The sequence below is a fragment of the Streptosporangium sp. NPDC004379 genome (assembly GCF_042873875.1).
In the GTDB taxonomy this organism is placed as follows: Bacteria; Actinomycetota; Actinomycetes; order Streptosporangiales; family Streptosporangiaceae; genus Streptosporangium.
Map to the genome: position 1 here is coordinate 1 of NZ_JBIAMC010000023.1, position 14,752 is coordinate 14,752.

General features: G+C 73.5%; 14 protein-coding genes. All 14 read right to left on the minus strand.

Annotated features, from left to right (window positions below; translation table 11 throughout):
* A partial coding sequence (gene mmsA / locus ACFYSC_RS33490) for a CoA-acylating methylmalonate-semialdehyde dehydrogenase (RefSeq protein WP_389969753.1) occupies positions 1-1,028 on the minus strand: 1,028 nt, incomplete at its 3' end.
* Positions 1,029-1,216: 188 nt separating this feature from the next.
* Positions 1,217-2,002 carry an HAD family hydrolase gene (locus tag ACFYSC_RS33495; protein WP_389969589.1) on the minus strand — a complete coding sequence of 262 codons (786 nt, stop codon included), beginning with the start codon at positions 2,000-2,002 and terminating at the stop codon, positions 1,217-1,219.
* On the minus strand, positions 1,999-2,802 hold the full coding sequence (locus tag ACFYSC_RS33500; RefSeq protein WP_389969591.1) for an inositol monophosphatase family protein: 804 nt from the start codon (positions 2,800-2,802) through the stop codon (positions 1,999-2,001). Before ACFYSC_RS33500 ends, ACFYSC_RS33495 begins: the two co-directional genes overlap by 4 nt.
* The gene (locus ACFYSC_RS33505) at positions 2,793-3,557 is read right to left on the minus strand and encodes an HAD family hydrolase (protein WP_389969593.1); all 765 of its coding nucleotides are present in this window, start codon (positions 3,555-3,557) and stop codon (positions 2,793-2,795) included. Before ACFYSC_RS33505 ends, ACFYSC_RS33500 begins: the two co-directional genes overlap by 10 nt.
* The gene (locus tag ACFYSC_RS33510) at positions 3,554-4,699 is read right to left on the minus strand and encodes an ABC transporter ATP-binding protein (protein ID WP_389969595.1); all 1,146 of its coding nucleotides are present in this window, start codon (positions 4,697-4,699) and stop codon (positions 3,554-3,556) included. Before ACFYSC_RS33510 ends, ACFYSC_RS33505 begins: the two co-directional genes overlap by 4 nt.
* Positions 4,700-6,526 (minus strand): ABC transporter permease, encoded by a 1,827-nt coding sequence (locus ACFYSC_RS33515; RefSeq protein WP_389969597.1) that lies wholly within the window; start codon positions 6,524-6,526, stop codon positions 4,700-4,702.
* Positions 6,527-6,615: 89 nt separating this feature from the next.
* Entirely contained in the window at positions 6,616-7,275 is a 660-nt protein-coding gene (locus ACFYSC_RS33520; protein WP_389969599.1) for a DUF47 domain-containing protein, read from the minus strand.
* Complete coding sequence (locus ACFYSC_RS33525; protein WP_389969601.1) at positions 7,272-8,252, minus strand: anion permease; 981 nt, start codon at positions 8,250-8,252, stop codon at positions 7,272-7,274. The genes ACFYSC_RS33520 and ACFYSC_RS33525 overlap by 4 nt, the downstream gene beginning before the upstream one ends.
* The gene (iolD, locus tag ACFYSC_RS33530) at positions 8,252-10,090 is read right to left on the minus strand and encodes a 3D-(3,5/4)-trihydroxycyclohexane-1,2-dione acylhydrolase (decyclizing) (RefSeq protein ID WP_389969603.1); all 1,839 of its coding nucleotides are present in this window, start codon (positions 10,088-10,090) and stop codon (positions 8,252-8,254) included. Before iolD ends, ACFYSC_RS33525 begins: the two co-directional genes overlap by 1 nt.
* On the minus strand, positions 10,087-10,935 hold the full coding sequence (gene iolB / locus ACFYSC_RS33535) for a 5-deoxy-glucuronate isomerase (protein ID WP_389969605.1): 849 nt from the start codon (positions 10,933-10,935) through the stop codon (positions 10,087-10,089). The genes iolD and iolB overlap by 4 nt, the downstream gene beginning before the upstream one ends.
* Positions 10,932-11,807 carry a deoxyribose-phosphate aldolase gene (locus tag ACFYSC_RS33540; RefSeq protein ID WP_389969607.1) on the minus strand — a complete coding sequence of 292 codons (876 nt, stop codon included), beginning with the start codon at positions 11,805-11,807 and terminating at the stop codon, positions 10,932-10,934. Before ACFYSC_RS33540 ends, iolB begins: the two co-directional genes overlap by 4 nt.
* The gene (iolC, locus tag ACFYSC_RS33545) at positions 11,800-12,822 is read right to left on the minus strand and encodes a 5-dehydro-2-deoxygluconokinase (RefSeq protein WP_389969609.1); all 1,023 of its coding nucleotides are present in this window, start codon (positions 12,820-12,822) and stop codon (positions 11,800-11,802) included. The genes ACFYSC_RS33540 and iolC overlap by 8 nt, the downstream gene beginning before the upstream one ends.
* Positions 12,819-13,658: a TIM barrel protein gene (locus ACFYSC_RS33550; RefSeq protein WP_389969610.1), complete on the minus strand. Its 840-nt coding sequence runs from the start codon at positions 13,656-13,658 to the stop codon at positions 12,819-12,821. The genes iolC and ACFYSC_RS33550 overlap by 4 nt, the downstream gene beginning before the upstream one ends.
* Positions 13,655-14,626: a Gfo/Idh/MocA family oxidoreductase gene (locus ACFYSC_RS33555; protein WP_389969612.1), complete on the minus strand. Its 972-nt coding sequence runs from the start codon at positions 14,624-14,626 to the stop codon at positions 13,655-13,657. The genes ACFYSC_RS33550 and ACFYSC_RS33555 overlap by 4 nt, the downstream gene beginning before the upstream one ends.
* Positions 14,627-14,752: the final 126 nt, after the last annotated feature.

The following is a 14,752-nucleotide window of genomic DNA, read 5'->3' on the forward strand; positions in this document are numbered from 1 at the left end:
CCCTCGGAGGTGCCCGTCTCCAGGTAGGAGGCGACCTTGTCGCGGTGCGCGGCGGTGACCAGCGGCCCCATCTGGGAGGCCGGGTCGTCCCCGGGGCCGACGGTCAGCTCCGCGACCCGGGAGGTGATCTTCTTGACCAGTTCGTCGCCCACCGGGTCCACGGCCAGCACGACCGAGATCGCCATGCAGCGCTCGCCCGCCGAGCCGAAGCCCGCCGACACCGCCGAGTCCGCCACCAGGTCCAGGTCGGCGTCGGGCAGCACCAGCATGTGGTTCTTGGCGCCGCCGAGCGCCTGGACGCGCTTGCCGTGCGCGGTCCCGGTCTCGTAGACGTGGCGGGCGATCGGGGTGGAGCCGACGAAGGAGACGGCCCGTACGCCGGGGTGGGCCAGCAGGCGGTCCACCGCGGTCTTGCCGCCCTGGACGACGTTGAAGACGCCGTCGGGCAGGCCCGCCTCGCGCCACAGCCGGGCCATCAGCAGCGACGCCGACGGGTCACGCTCGGACGGCTTGAGCACGAAGGTGTTGCCGCAGGCGATCGCGATGGGGAACATCCACATCGGCACCATGACGGGGAAGTTGAACGGGGTGATCCCGGCGACCACGCCCAGCGGCTGGCGGATGGAGTAGGAGTCGACGCGGGTGGAGACGCCCTCGGAGAAGCCTCCCTTGAGCAGGTGCGGGATGCCGCAGGCGAACTCCACGACCTCCAGCCCGCGGGCCACCTCGCCCAGGGCGTCGGAGTGGACCTTGCCGTGCTCGGCGGAGACGAGCCGGGCGAGCTCGTCGCGGTGAGCGTGCATCAGCTCACGGAAGCGGAACAGCACCCGCGACCGCTTGGCCAGGGAGGCGTCCCGCCACGCCGGCCAGGCCGCCGCCGCGGCGGCCACGGCCGCGTCCACCTGCTCGGCCCCGGCCAGGTGGACCTGTCCGCTGACCTTCCCCGTCGCCGGGTCGAAGACGTCGGCGGTGCCGTCGCCGCCCTCGACGGCGGCTCCACCGATCCAGTGGGTGATGTTCTTCACGATCCCGCTTCCCGCGCGCCCACGGCGCGCTGTCCTCCGCGCGCCCGCGGCGCGCCGGTCTCCACGTTGACGAATCCAGGTGCCGGGCCGGGGCGACGGCCGGTACCCGCCGCCCCGGTGCCGGGGGTGCCGGGGCCTGACGGTGCCCGCCGCCCCGGTGCCGGATGTTGGCGGGCGCCCCGGGCCCGGTCTCAGGGCCGCGCGCCGGCCCTGAGCGCCATCTCCACCACCTCGGCGACGGCTCCGTCCGCGCACGCCCCGACCACGACGTCGGCCGCCGCCCGGACGTCGGGGTGCCCGTCACCGACCGCGGCCCCGAGCCCGGCCGCCGCGATCATGTCGATGTCGTTGGGGTTGTCCCCGACGGCCGCGATGTGCGCCATCGGCACGCCCCGGGCCGCGGCCAGCTCCCGCAGAGCGGTTCCCTTGGTCGCGTCCGGCGGCAGCACCTCCAGGTAGGTCGCCTCGGACCGCACCATGACGGTCCCCTCGATCCGCCAGTCGGGCAGCCGGTCACCGATCAGCATGCACTTGGTGACCCCGCCGGGCGGCACCGCCGCCCAGTCACCGGGGTCGCGCAGCGTGATGCCGTCCCGCCGGGCGAAGTCGCGCAGCTCGGGCGCGTCGTGCACGGCCAGCGCCTCACCACCGGAGAACACCACCGGGTGGACGCCCTCGGGAAGCTCCCCGAACATGCCGAGCAGCGTCTTCCAGGCCGTCTCCGGCAGGTGGCGGGAGCGCAGCACGGATCCCATGGCGAGGTTCACGGTCCGCGCGCCGTTGTAGAGGATCGCGGCCCCTTCCAGGCCGAGCTCGTCGTAGTAGCGGCGCGCCGACCGTTCCATCCGCCCGGTCGCGATGACCACCTCTCCGCCCGCCTCGCGGAAGCGGCGCAGGGCGTCCCGGCTGGCGGGCACCATGGCCAGGTCCCGCCCGACGAGCGTGCCGTCCAGGTCGGTGACGATCCAGCGGATCACGCGTCCCACCCCTCCGGGGCGACCTCGGCCATCACCGAGCCGGCGAGGTCGAACCCGCCGACGCAGGCGAGGTAGCCGCCGGGGACGAAGACGCTGCCGGCCAGCGGGATGTAGACGCCCCCGGCCTGCCTGACCAGCAGCGACCCGGCCGTCACGTCCCAGGCGTTGACGTGCGTGCCGTAGGCGACGTCGGCCCATCCGGCGGCGACGTGCGCCAGCTTCAGCGCCGCGCTGCCCGGCCGGCGGGTGGAGGCGAAGGCCCCGACCATCCGGGCGAAGCGGTGCAGCGCCGCGTCCCCCTCCCATCCCAGGTCGCGCGGGCTGGGGTAGCTCGACAGCAGCATCGCCTCCCGGTCGGTGCGCGCCCCGGAGCTGCGGATCGGCTCGCCGTTGCAGAAGGCCCCGCCGAGCCAGGCGGTGAACTCGTCGTCGCGGACCGGGTCGTAGACGACGCCCGCGACCACCTCGCCGTCCACGGCCGCCGCGATGGAGGTGCAGAAGAACGGCAGGCCGGCGGCGAAGTTCGCGGTGCCGTCGATGGGGTCGACGTACCAGCTGACCGCGCCCTCCCCCCGGGACCCGCCCTCCTCGCCCACCACGACGCTGTCCGGGCAGCGCCGGTCGAGGATCTCGCGGATGTGCTCCTCGGCCGCCTTGTCGTGCTCGGTCACCGGGTCGTGGAAGTCACGCTTGGTCCGCACCTCGGGGCGGGAGCGGAAGGCGCCCCTGAGGCGGTCGCCGACCGCCCTGGCCGCCTCGACCGCGATGGCGGCCAGCTCTCGCGAGGTGTTCACGTCCATGTCTCCTCCAGGAGGCTCAGCAGGCCGTACGGGTTCTCAACGGTGGCGTGGGGACGCTGCCGCACCGGGTACGGGATCTCCTCCGTGCTGCGGGACACCATCAGCACGGTGGCCCCCGCCCCGGCGCGGGCGCCGCAGACGACGTCGCGGTCGTGGTTGTCACCGACGTACCAGACGTCCCCGGGGTCGACGCCCAGCGCCCGGCAGGCGATCCAGATCATCTCGGGGTTGGGTTTGCGGACGCCGACCTCGTCGCTGTAGACCTGCACGGCCATCTCGCGGTCGAGACCGCCTGCGGCCAGATAGTCGCGGTGGACGGTCCCGCACAGCGCGTTGCTGACGACCGCGGGCCGGACGTCGTGCTCCCGGCAGGCGGCCAGGAGGTCCTCCATGCCGGGGCGGATCTTCCGGTCGCTGCGCAGCTCCCCCATCCGCCGGCACAGCGGGGTCGCCTCGGCCGTCACCAGCGCGCGGGCCTGCTCCGGCCAGTCGGCCGCGACGTAGTCGGCCCAGAACCCGCGGTGCGTCATCTCCCGGGGCGCGAGCTGCCGGGAGGTGGAGTCCTTCCAGTAGGAGTCGGCGCGCGCGCCCGCTCTGATGTCGCTTTCGACCTCGTCGGCGCGGAGGCCGGTGAAGCCGGCCCGGCCGAGCATCTCGTGCACCTCCGCGGCGAGCTCGGCCGCCCAGGAGGGACGCCTGGCGGTCTCCACGATCACTCCGCCGAAGTCCAGCAGCAGCGCTTTGGGCCGGATCACGCGCCGGCCTCCACCCTGTCGGCGGAGGAGTCCCCGGCAGAGTCCCCGGAGGGACCCTCGGCGGGGTCCTGGAAGGGGATCCGCACGCCGTCCGCGTCGAACAGGTGCATCTCCTCGGTCCAGCAGGTCAGCACGTCACCGGGGACGGCCTGGACCGGGGTGTAGGAGAGCGCGTACAGCTCGGTGTCCATGACGCGCAGCCGTACCGTCCAGGAGGAGCCGGCCGGCAGCACGGCCTCGACCAGCGCCTCCTCCCGCCAGGCGGAGTCGGGTGGGGAGTCCAGCCGCAGGGCCTCCGGCCGGATGCCGACGGCGGCGGGCGGGACCCGCGTCCCCCGGGACTCCGCGAAGCGCAGCAGGGAGGCGGCCAGCCCGGTGGGCGAGGGGCCGGCGTCGACGATCGCCATCGGCGGGCTGCCGACGAACTCGGCGACGAACCGGTTGGCCGGCCTGGCGTACATGTCCATCGGGGCGGCGAGCTGCTGCAGCTCGCCCTCGTTCATGACGGCGATGTCGGTGGCCATGGTGAGGGCCTCCAGTTGGTCGTGGGTGACGAAGACGATCGTCGCGCCGGACTCCTCGTGGATGCGTTTGAGCTCGGCGCGCATCTCCAGGCGGAGCCGGGCGTCGAGGTTGGACAGCGGCTCGTCGAGCAGCAGCACCGAGGGGTTGACCGCCAGCATCCTGGCCAGTGCGACGCGCTGCTGCTGGCCGCCGGAGAGCTGGGAGGGGTAGCGGTCCATGGCGGCGTCGACGTGGACCATCCGCAGCGCCGCCTCGGCCCGCGACCGCCGCTCGGCGGCGGGGACCTTGCGCATGCGCAGGCCGAACTCGACGTTCTCCCGGATCGACAGGTGCGGCCAGAGCGCGTAGTTCTGGAAGACCAGCCCCATGCCGCGCTTCTCCGGGGGGACGTAGAGGCCGCGTTCGACGGAGTCGAGGACCCGGTCGCCGACGGCGATGGTGCCCGACGTCGGTTGTTCGAGTCCCGCGATCATCCGCAGCGTGGTGGTCTTGCCGCAGCCGGACGGGCCGAGCAGGCACATGAACGCGCCGTCGGGGACGGTGAGGTCGAGGTTCTTCACTGCGTAGTCGCCGCCGCCGTAGCTCTTGGCGACTCCGCGCAACGTGATGGCCGGCATCTATCCTCCTAGACCGGACGCCAGGCTGCTGTTGGTCAGGCGCTGGGTCAGGTACGTCATGGTGAAGGAGACCAACGCGATCATGAGCACGACCGCGTTGGCGAGCTGGGTGTATCCGTAGTCCACGAGACCGATCGAGAGCGTCGTCAGCAACTGCGTCCCCGTGGTGGTGAGCATGATCACAATGCTGAGCTCCTTGAGTCCGGAGATGAACGGCAGCACGACGCCGGTGACGAGGGCGCCCTTCTGGATCGGGAAGACGATCCGGCGCATCCGCTGCCACCAGGACGCCCCGGCGATCTGCGCGGCCTCCTCGGGCTCCCGGCCGAGCTGCGTCATCGCCGCGATGCCCGAGCGCGAGCTGTACGGCAGGTGCGTCACGGCCATCACCAGGATCAGCAGGAACGTCGTGCCGTACAGCGCGGGGACCGGACCGCGGGCGACGGCGAACAGCGACAGCGAGGCGGCGGCGAACGCGATGCCGGGGACGAGGTAGGGCAGGAAGGAGACCTGGCGCAGGAAACCGGCGATCCGTGGGGCCGTCCCGCGCACCACGACGTACCCGACCAGCAGGCCGGCGACCGCGCAGACCAGCGAGGCCAGGCCGACGACGCGCAGCGAGTTCCAGGCCGCCTCCCACAGCTCGGAGCCGCGCAGGACCCCGTGCGGGAAGCCGACCGCTCCGGGCAGCCGCTCGGCGAACCAGTAGTCGAGGGTGAAGGTCGACAGGTCCAGCGGGGTGCGGGTGACCGTGGACAGCAGCAGCGTGAGCACCGGCACCAGCACGCTCACCACGAAGACCAACAGGCCCAGCGCGAAGGCGGGCCAGCGCCGGCCACGCAGGTCGCTCAGCCGGTCCATCGCCCCCTTGCCGCCCACGGTGACGAACCGGCGGTGCTCCCGCATCAGCCGCATGTCGGTGAAGACGATCAGCACCCCGATGATCACGATGACGGTGGCGATCACGGAGGCCACACCGGTGCTGCGATCCCGGATCGACTGGAAGAGCCCGGTGGACAGCACCCGGTAGTCGGCGGGCAGACCCAGGACGTACGGCGTGCCGAACGTTCCGAGCACCCGGCCGATCACCAGCAGCACGGCCGAGGACAGCGCCGGGAGCATCAGCGGCACCACGATCCGCCGGATGACGACGCGCCGCGGGGCGCCGAGGACCCTCGCGGAGTCCTCCAGCTGCACGTCGATGCGGCGCAGCGCGTTGCCGACCAGGAGCAGCACGAACGGGTAGTAGTGCAGCCCCAGCGTGACGATGATCGGCAGCGCGCCGTAGGCGAGCCAGTCGGGTGTGTGGACGCCCTGTGCCTGCAGGAAGCCGACCTGTCCGCCGGCGCGCTCGTTCTTGAACAGTGACAGCCAGGCCAGGGAGAAGGTCCACGACGGCAGCATGTAGGGGACCACCAGCGCGCCGGCGAGCCATCTGCGGCCCGGCACGTTGGTCCGCGTCACCAGCCACGCCATGCCGCCGCCGAGGATCAGCGCGAACAACGTGGTGCCCACCGCGACGACCAGTGTGTTGAGCAGCGGCTCCCAGAACAGCAGGCCGCTGATCTGGGAGCGGAAGACCCGCCACAGGTAGTAGCCGGTCCACTCGCCGGCCCGCTGCCCGGCGTGCACGTCGTCGCCGTACTGCAGGCGGAAGGCGTCGGAGATCACCGCGATCAGGGGCGCCACCACGAGGTAGGCGAGCAGGATGACGAGGATCAGGCCGAGCACGGCGGTGGGGTCGTGGCGCAGTACGCGGAGCCGGTACACCAGCCTGCGCCGTCTCGGCGGGGCGGGCGGCGGCTCTGTCTTGGTGAGAACAGCCATGGAAACTTCCTTCGGGGGGTCACGGGGGGCACCGCGGTGTGTGGTCCGCCCGTCTTGCGGACTTCGCTCCTTGGCGGGGTCTGTCGTGGTCAGTGACTTCGTTTGAGCATCGCGTCGGCGAGCGCGTCGGCGGACTCGCCCAGTCGCCGGCCCACCGCGTCCAGGCGTGAGAGCAGTTCACGCTCACGTAGCGTGTCCATCTCCAGCGGTCCGGCGAACAGCTCGGTGAGCCGGGTCTGGTAGAGCTGGCGGACCCGGTTGCACGCCTTCCGCGTGGCCAGCACGGCCACGGTGACCGAGCCGGGGTCGTCGAACACCTTGGGCAGGGCCCGGTCCAGCTCGTCGAGTCCGCCGATCACCGCCTGCAGCGGTTCGGCCGCGAAGGAGAGGTCCGCCGGGCCGAACAGGTCGGCCTCGCGCACGTAGTCGCGCAGGTGGTCCAGGACGTCGTCGACCGAGCGGGAGAGCCGGAACAGGTCCTCCCGGTCGATGGGGGTGGCCAGGGTCCGCCGCAGGGCCCGGATGAGCTCGGCCCGTGCCGCGTCGCCCTCGTGCTCCACCTCGGCCATCCGGGTGCGCGCGGCGGACCGGTCGGTCTCGCCGGAGGCCGTCGAGCAGGCGAGCACGGCCCCGGTCCGCGCGACGACGATCTGCCTGCGGACCAGGTCCATCACCCGTCGTCCCGACCGGCCCCGCAGGTCGTCCCAGACCCGGGTGAACCGCCGGGCTCGCCCGGCCGCGCCGCTCACAGCAACCTCAGCGCGAGTCCGGCCAGGCACCCCAGCGTCATCGACGCCGGGAGCGTGACCAGCCACGCGGTGCCCATGCCCAGCACGCTCTGCCATCGCACCCTCCTGCTTCCCTCGCTCGCCGCCACGCCGATGACTCCGGCGGTGATGGACTGGGTCATGCTCACCGGGCTGCCGAGGGCGGAGCTGCCCAGGACGGCACCGGTGGCCGCCGCCTCGGCCGAGACGACGTGCAGCGGCCGGGTGATGACCAGCCCGCGGCCCAGCCGTTCCCCCACGCGGGTGAGGCTGCTCAGGGAGCCGGCGAGGAACAGCGCCACCAGGACGGCCATCCACGCCGGGGGGACCTCGACGGGCCCGACCGCTCCCGGCCCGTCGTGGCCCACGCGGACCGCGACACTCACCACCGCGATCATCTTCTGGCCGTCGTTCACCGCGTAGGCGGCGCACTGGGCCGCGTAGGCCAGCAGGTGGGCGGCGAGCACGAGCCGGGGCATCCCCTCGCTGGACGGCACCCGGCGCGAGACGGCCCCCAGCGCGTAGCCCAGGACCAGGCCGACCAGGGGCGCGCCGAGCCCGACCGCCAGCACGGCGGCCAGCCCCGACCACGACACCGGCAGTCCTGAGCCGAGCCCGGCCCCGGTGATGCCGCCGATCACCGCGAGTGTCAGGCTGGTCGGCAGTCCCCGGCCGGACAGGACGGCGACCACGGCCACCGCGATCACCACTCCGGCCAGGAACGCCGCCGCGCCGCCGGGGGCGTCCAGCTCGGTGAGCCTCCCGGTGAAGGTCCGCGCGACCGCGACGCCCATGACGTACGGCCCGGCGAACAGCACCGCCGCGAGGAGCGCGGTGACCGCCCATCCCGGCGCGCGGGGGAACCGCAGCCCCAGCCCGATCAGGGTGGCCCCGTCGTTGGCCCCGCTGATCAGCACGAAGAGGATCGCCGTCGCGGCGAACGCCGCCGTCCAGCCCATCACAGGTAGGGGCGCCGGTCGCGTCTGGCGTCCTCGTAGCGCTCCCGCGCGGCCCGGGTCACCGGGTCCCGCGACACCTCGGCGATCGGGACGTCCCACCAGGCGGTGGTCTCCGGCGCCGGGCCGGGGACCGTCTCGACGTACACGACGGTGGTCCGGCCGGCCGCCCGCGCCGTGAGCAGCGCCTCGCGCAGCGACTCCCGGTCGGTGGCGCGCAGCACGTCGGCGCCGAGGCTGGCGGCGTTGGCCGCCAGATCGACCGGCAGGTAGGGGCCGTCCAGCTCCCCGGCGGGGCCGCGCATCCGGTGGGCGGTGCCCAGCCGGTGCGCGCCGACCGCCTCCGACAGGTTCCCGATGGAGGCGAAGCCGCGGTTGTCCACCAGGACCACGACGAGCTTGACGCCCTCCTGCACCGCGGTGACGATCTCCTGGGACATCATCAGGTAGGAGCCGTCGCCCACCAGCACGAACACCTCCCGCTCCGGCGCGGCCAGCTTCACCCCCAGCCCGCCGGCGATCTCGTATCCCATGCAGGAGTAGCCGTACTCCACGTGGTAGCGGCCCGGATCGGCGGCCCGCCACAGCTTGTGCAGGTCGCCGGGCATCGACCCGGCGGCGTTGACCACCACGCCGTCCGCGGCGATCTCGTTGAGCACGCCGAGCACCACCGGCTGGGTCAGCTCGGTCCCGCCGTAGATCCGGTCGGTCTCGGCCCGCCAGTCGTCGGCCAGGCCCGCCGCCCGGTCGGTCCAGCCGGCCTCGGCCCGCCAGCCGTCCGGCCGCAGGGCCTCCAGCGCCTCGCGGGCGTCGGCCACCAGCATCTCCCCGGCGTGCTTGGCGGCGTCGAAGGCGGTGACGTTGACGTTGAGGAACGCCGCCCGGCCGAACAGGGTGCGCGAGGCGGTGGTGAAGTCGGTGTAGCGGGTGCCCACCCCGATGACCAGGTCGGCCTCGCGGGCCAGGGCGTTGGCCGCGGCGGTGCCGGTGTGCCCGATCGCGCCGACCGCGCACGGGTGGTCGTGCGGCAGCGCGCCCTTACCCGCCTGGGTCTCGGCCACCGGCACCCCGTGCCGGGCGGCGAACGCCGCCAGCGCCTCGCACGCCCCGCTGTGCGCGACGCCGCCGCCGGCCACGACGAGCGGCCGCCGGGAGCGGCGCAGCATCTCCAGCGCCCGCGCCAGCGCGGCCGGTTCGGGCACCGGCCGCGCCACGTGCCACACCCGGCGGGCGAACAGCTCCTCGGGCCAGTCGTACGCCTCGGCCTGCACGTCCTGCGGCAGGGCCAGGGTGACCGCGCCGGTCTCGGCGGGGTCGGTCAGCACCCGCATCGCGGACATGAGCGCCGTGGGCAGCTGCTCGGGCCGGTCGATCCGGGCGAAGAACCGCGACACCGGCCGCAGGGCGTCGTTTACCGACGCGTCCGGGCAGCGGGGGTCCTCCAGCTCCTGCAGGAGCGTGCCGGCGGCGCGGGTGGCGAAGACGTCGCCGGGCAGCAGCAGCACCGGCAGCCGGTTGATCGTGGCCAGCGCCGCGCCGGTGACCATGTTGGTCGCGCCGGGGCCGATCGAGGTCGTGCAGGCCAGGGTGGACAGCCGGTTGCGGGTGCGGGCGAAGCCGGCCGCGGTGTGCACCATGGCCTGCTCGTTACGGGCCGGGTAGTAGGGCAGCGCGCCGCCGACCCCGGCGCCCTGCTCGACCAGGGCCTGGCCGACGCCGGCCACGTTGCCGTGGCCGAAGATGCCCAGGCATCCGGCGACCAGGCGCTGTTCGAAGCCGTCGCGCTCGGACCACTGACTGGCCAGGAACCGCACCAGCGCCTGCGCGGTGGTGAGCCTCATGGGGTACCTCCGGTGAGTCCGCTCCGGATCTCGGTGACGCGGCGCGCCACGCGCGGGTCGATCGTCTGCTCGGCCCAGGAGGAGCGGACCCAGGCGTGCCGGGGATCGTCGGCGCAGGCCATGGTCCGCTTCTCCGCGGGGCCGGCCAGCACGTTGAGGTAGTACAGGTCGTAGCCGGGGGCGGCCATCGACGGGCCGTGGTAACCGCGCGGCACGAGCACCACGTCCCCGCCCGCCACCTCCGCCAGCGTCTCGTGACCGCCGTAGACCCGCTGGTAGCCGGGCCCGCCCTCGAAGTAGTAGATCTCCTCCAGCACCGCCTCGCACGCCGAGGCGGTGTCGTGCTTGTGCGGCGGGTAGGACGACCAGTTGCCGCCCGGGGTCAGCACCTCCACCGCGACCAGCCTGTCGCACTCGAAGGCGTCGGGCGCGCAGAAGTTGTTGACCTGGCGGGTGGCCTGCCCGGCCCCGCGCACCTCGACGGGCACGTCGCGCGCCGCGCCGTACCGGACCGGGAGGGAACGGGTGGCGCGGGCGGCGGGGAGCGCGAAACGGCCCGAGCCGGTGATCCGGACGGACGTCCCGATCGGCAGGTAGGCGAAGTCGGTCACCCCGTCGAAGACCGACGTGCGCCCGGACAGTGACAGCCTCCGGCCGGCGGCGACGACCTCGCAGGAACCCGACAGCGGCAGGACCAGCATCTCCTCGTCGCCGGTGTCGAACTCCACGGGACCGTCCGTCAGATCGGCGACCCGCAGTCCCGCGTAGGTCCAGCCGGCCGTCCGGGGAGTGATCTCCACCGTCCACGGGGGCGCGGCGGCGGAGCCGCTCGGGATGTACGTCATGCCGTCTCCAGAAGGCTCACCGCGGCGTCCACGGCCGCCGCCACGTCGCCGTCGGGCGGGTAGAGCAGTGCCCGGCCGACGACCAGGCCCCGCACACCGGGCAGGCGCAGCGCCTTGTCCCAGGTGTCGAGCATCCGGTCGGGCCCGGGGTCGCCTCCGAGCAGCATGACCGGCAGCGTCGTGGCGGCCAGGACGCGTTCCATGTCCTCGACGACCGGAAGTTTCAGCCAGGTGCGGGCGGAGGTCGCACCGAGCCCCTGGCCGACGCTGATGGCGTGGATCATCGCCTCCGGTGACAGGTCGTGCCGCACCACGCCCTCGACGCGCTTGGACCAGAACGGTTCGACCATCGCCATCAGGCCGTTCCGGGCCAGCCGGGTGACGGCCTGCCCGCAGCTCGCCAGCGTGGCCGCGGTCGAGGCGTCCTCCAACGCGATCCGGCAGAGCATCTTGCCGCCGTCGAGGCCCATCTCCACGAGAGAGTCGGCGTCATAGGCGGTGAAGCGGTCGTCGAACTCGAACGCCGCCCCCTGCACACCGCCCCGGTTCATCGAACCGATGACGATCTTCTCGTCGAGGGCGCCGAGCAGCAGCAGGTCCTCGACGATGTCGGGGGTGGCCAGCAACCCGTCCACGCCCGGCCGCGCCAGCGCGGTCATGAGCCGGTCCAGCAGGAGGGTCCGGTTCTCCATGGCCATCGGGTGGCCGGCCGCGCCGAGAGCCCCCCTGGCCGGGTGGTCGGCCGCGATGATCAGCAGGCGGTCCCGGTCGGTCAGCAGCGGTCTGCGCCGACGCACGGCGGCCGCCTCGGCCACCCGCTCCGGGTGCCAGGCCCGGTCGTCGCGCAGGCGGCGGTAGTGGTCCTCACGCATCCGCGACGCCTCCTCGCAGGGAGCCGGCCAGCGGCTCCGGGGATCCGCCCGCCAGGACGGCCTCGATCTCCTCCACCGTGGGCATCGCGGGGGCGCACGCCAGCCGTCCGGCCACGATCGCCCCGGCCGCGTTGGCGAAGCGCAGCGTCCGCGCGAGCGGCCAGCCCGCCAGCAGACCGTGGCAGAGGGCGCCGCCGAAGGCGTCGCCCGCCCCCAGCCCGTTGACCACCTCGACCTCGACGGGCGGTATCTCCACCGTCGTGCCGGCGGTCATGCCCAGCACCCCGGCCGCTCCCTGCTTGATGATCGCCAACTCCACCCCCGCGTCCAGCAGCGCCCGGCCGGCCGCGCGGGGATCGCGCGTGCCGGTGGCGACCTCGGCCTCGTCCAGGTTGCCGACCGCGACGGTCACCTGCCCCAGTGCCGCGCGCACCCGTTCCCGGGCGGTCTCCGCGTCCGGCCAGAACATCGGCCGGTAGTCGAGGTCGAGCACGGTGTGCCGGGCCCGGCCTCGCGCCCGCCAGGCGGCCAGGTGCGCGCCGAGCGACGGCTCGGCCGACAGCCCGGTCACGGTCGTCCAGAACAGCGCCGACGCGGTGACCGCGGGCAGGTCGAGCTCCTCCGGGAGGATCTCCAGGTCGGGGGCCTTGGGGTAGCGGTAGAAGTAGAGCGGGAAGTCGTCCGGCGGGCGGATCTCGCAGAACGTCACCGGGGTCGGCAGGTGCGGCACCGCCGTGACGTAGCGGTCGTCGACGCCGTACTCGGCCAGCGCGTCGTGGACGAACTCCCCGAACGGGTCGGCCCCGGTGCGGGTGATCACCGCGCTGGAGCGGCCCAGCCGGGCCGCGGCCACGGCCACGTTGGTGGGGCTGCCGCCGAGGTACCTGCCGAAGGACGTGACCTTCCGCAGCGGCACGCCCACCCGCAGCGGGTAGATGTCCACCCCGACCCGTCCCATGGTCAGCACCTCGAAGGCGGGGGCCGGTGTACCGGGCCCGTGCGCGGGGGCGCTCATGCGGTGATCCCCCGCAGGAAGGCCAGGCTCGCGCGGACGTCGCCGGCCGGGTCCGCGTCCTCGGAGGCGAGGACGACGTCCTGCTCCATGACGTACCAGCCGGCGTATCCGGCCGCGGTCAGGCCGGTGACGATGCCGGTGACGTCGACGTCCCCCCGGCCGAGCGGGCGGTAGATCCCCGCCCGCACCGCCTCGGTGTAGGTGATCTCCCCGGCCCGGACCCGCCCGGCGAGCGCGGCGTCGACGTCCTTGAGGTGGACGTGGGCGATCCGCTCGGGGGCCCGGCGGACGACGTCCAGCGGGTCGGTCCCACCGGCCAGGAGATGACCGGTGTCCAGGCAGAGGGGGACCCCGCTGCCGTCCAGCACCCGGTCCACCTCCGCGCGGGTCTCCACCATGGTCCCGACGTGCGGGTGCAGGGTGACCGGCCGGGACGTCTCGCGGTGGATCCGGTCCAGGTTGCCCAGAAGCGTCCGCCAGCCCTCGGCGTCCAGGACGGGGCGGGCGTCGTAGCCGTCGGCGCCGGTGGCGGCGGCCAGGACGACCACCGCGTCCGCCGGGAAGGAGTCCAGTACGGCCGGCAGCTCCGCGAGCGGGTCCCGGCCGGGATCGTGCAGGACGACGGGAACGAATCCGCCGATCGCCCGCAGGCCGTACCGGTCGAGCAGCCGGGCGCGGTCCTCCGGTTCCGGGGGCAGGAACCCGTCGGGGCCCAGTTCGGTCGCGGTCAGGCCCAGCTCGGCCATCTCCGCCAGGACTCGGTCCGGGGTGAGCTGGAGGCCCCAGCCGGGCACCTCGCACACACCCCAGGAGATGGGGGCGGCGGCGATCCTCACTTGGCAACCTCCAGAAGACGAACCGGATTATCGGTACGGCGGGACAGATCCGCCGCCTCGGCGATGTACAGGGCGGCCAGGGCGTCCTGGACCGTGCAGGGGCTCTCGCGCTCACCGCGCACCGCCGCCAGGAACGCCTCCATCTCCGCGACGTAGGCCGCGTCGAACCTGGTGAGGAAGTCCGGCCACGGCTCGCCGCCCGGGGTCAGGCCCTCGACCGAGCGCAGCGGGGCCCGATCGCCGAGCCCGACCGCCCAGGTCGCGAGGGTGCCGGCGATCTCCATCCGCACGTCGTATCCGGCGCCGTTGTGGCGTGAGCCCTGCAGGGTGACCAGCGTGCCGTCGTCCATGGTCATCAGCGCGGAGCTGGTGTCGACGTCACCGGCCTCGGCGAAGAAGTCCTCACCCCGGTTGGCGCCCGTCGCGTAGACGACGTCCACCTCGCGTCCGGTGACCCAGCGCAGGATGTCGAAGTCGTGGATGTGGCAGTCGCGGAAGATGCCGCCGGAGAGCGCGACGTATTCGGCGGGCGGCGGCGCGGGGTCGGCGGTCACCAGGTGGACGCGGTGCGCCTCACCCAGTTCACCGCCGTGCAGCGCCTCGCGCGCGGCGGCGTAGCCCGCGTCGAAACGCCGCTGGAATCCGATGTGCACGAGGGTGCCGCTGCGTTCGACGGCCTCGACCACCCGCAGGGTCTCCGCCACACCGGGCGCCACGGGTTTCTCGCAGAACGCCGGCACTCCCAGCTCGCACGCCCGGAGCAGCGCCTCCGCGTGAGTCGACGTCGGGGTGGCGATCACCACCGCGTCCGCGTCGAAGGGATCGCCGACCCGGGCCCCGAGCCGCGCCGCCACATCCTCGGCTCTGGCCCGGTCGACGTCGGAGACGACGAGTTCGTCGGCGAGCGTCGAGAGGGTGGTGGCATGGAAGAGGCCTATCCGACCAAGGCCCAGCAAACCCACACGCATGATGGCTCCTCGTCCAGGGGACTCCATTTCTAAAGGACCATCAAGAGCTAGTCAATAGTTTGTCCTGACATTCGGATGAACTGACATCTGGCAGAGCCACTGGGCGCCACACGGCCGGCGCCCCGC

Bases quoted from the DNA above. Each gene is read 5' to 3' on its own strand.
- iolB (WP_389969605.1), bottom strand. From the start codon at position 10,935: ATGACGTACATCCCGAGCGGCTCCGCCGCCGCGCCCCCGTGGACGGTG.
- iolC (WP_389969609.1), bottom strand. From the start codon at position 12,822: ATGAGCGCCCCCGCGCACGGGCCCGGTACACCGGCCCCCGCCTTCGAG.
- ACFYSC_RS33525 (WP_389969601.1), bottom strand. From the start codon at position 8,252: ATGGGCTGGACGGCGGCGTTCGCCGCGACGGCGATCCTCTTCGTGCTG.
- ACFYSC_RS33555 (WP_389969612.1), bottom strand. From the start codon at position 14,626: ATGCGTGTGGGTTTGCTGGGCCTTGGTCGGATAGGCCTCTTCCATGCC.
- ACFYSC_RS33500 (WP_389969591.1), bottom strand. From the start codon at position 2,802: ATGGACGTGAACACCTCGCGAGAGCTGGCCGCCATCGCGGTCGAGGCG.
- iolD (WP_389969603.1), bottom strand. From the start codon at position 10,090: ATGAGGCTCACCACCGCGCAGGCGCTGGTGCGGTTCCTGGCCAGTCAG.
- ACFYSC_RS33540 (WP_389969607.1), bottom strand. From the start codon at position 11,807: ATGCGTGAGGACCACTACCGCCGCCTGCGCGACGACCGGGCCTGGCAC.
- ACFYSC_RS33515 (WP_389969597.1), bottom strand. From the start codon at position 6,526: ATGGCTGTTCTCACCAAGACAGAGCCGCCGCCCGCCCCGCCGAGACGG.
- ACFYSC_RS33510 (WP_389969595.1), bottom strand. From the start codon at position 4,699: ATGCCGGCCATCACGTTGCGCGGAGTCGCCAAGAGCTACGGCGGCGGC.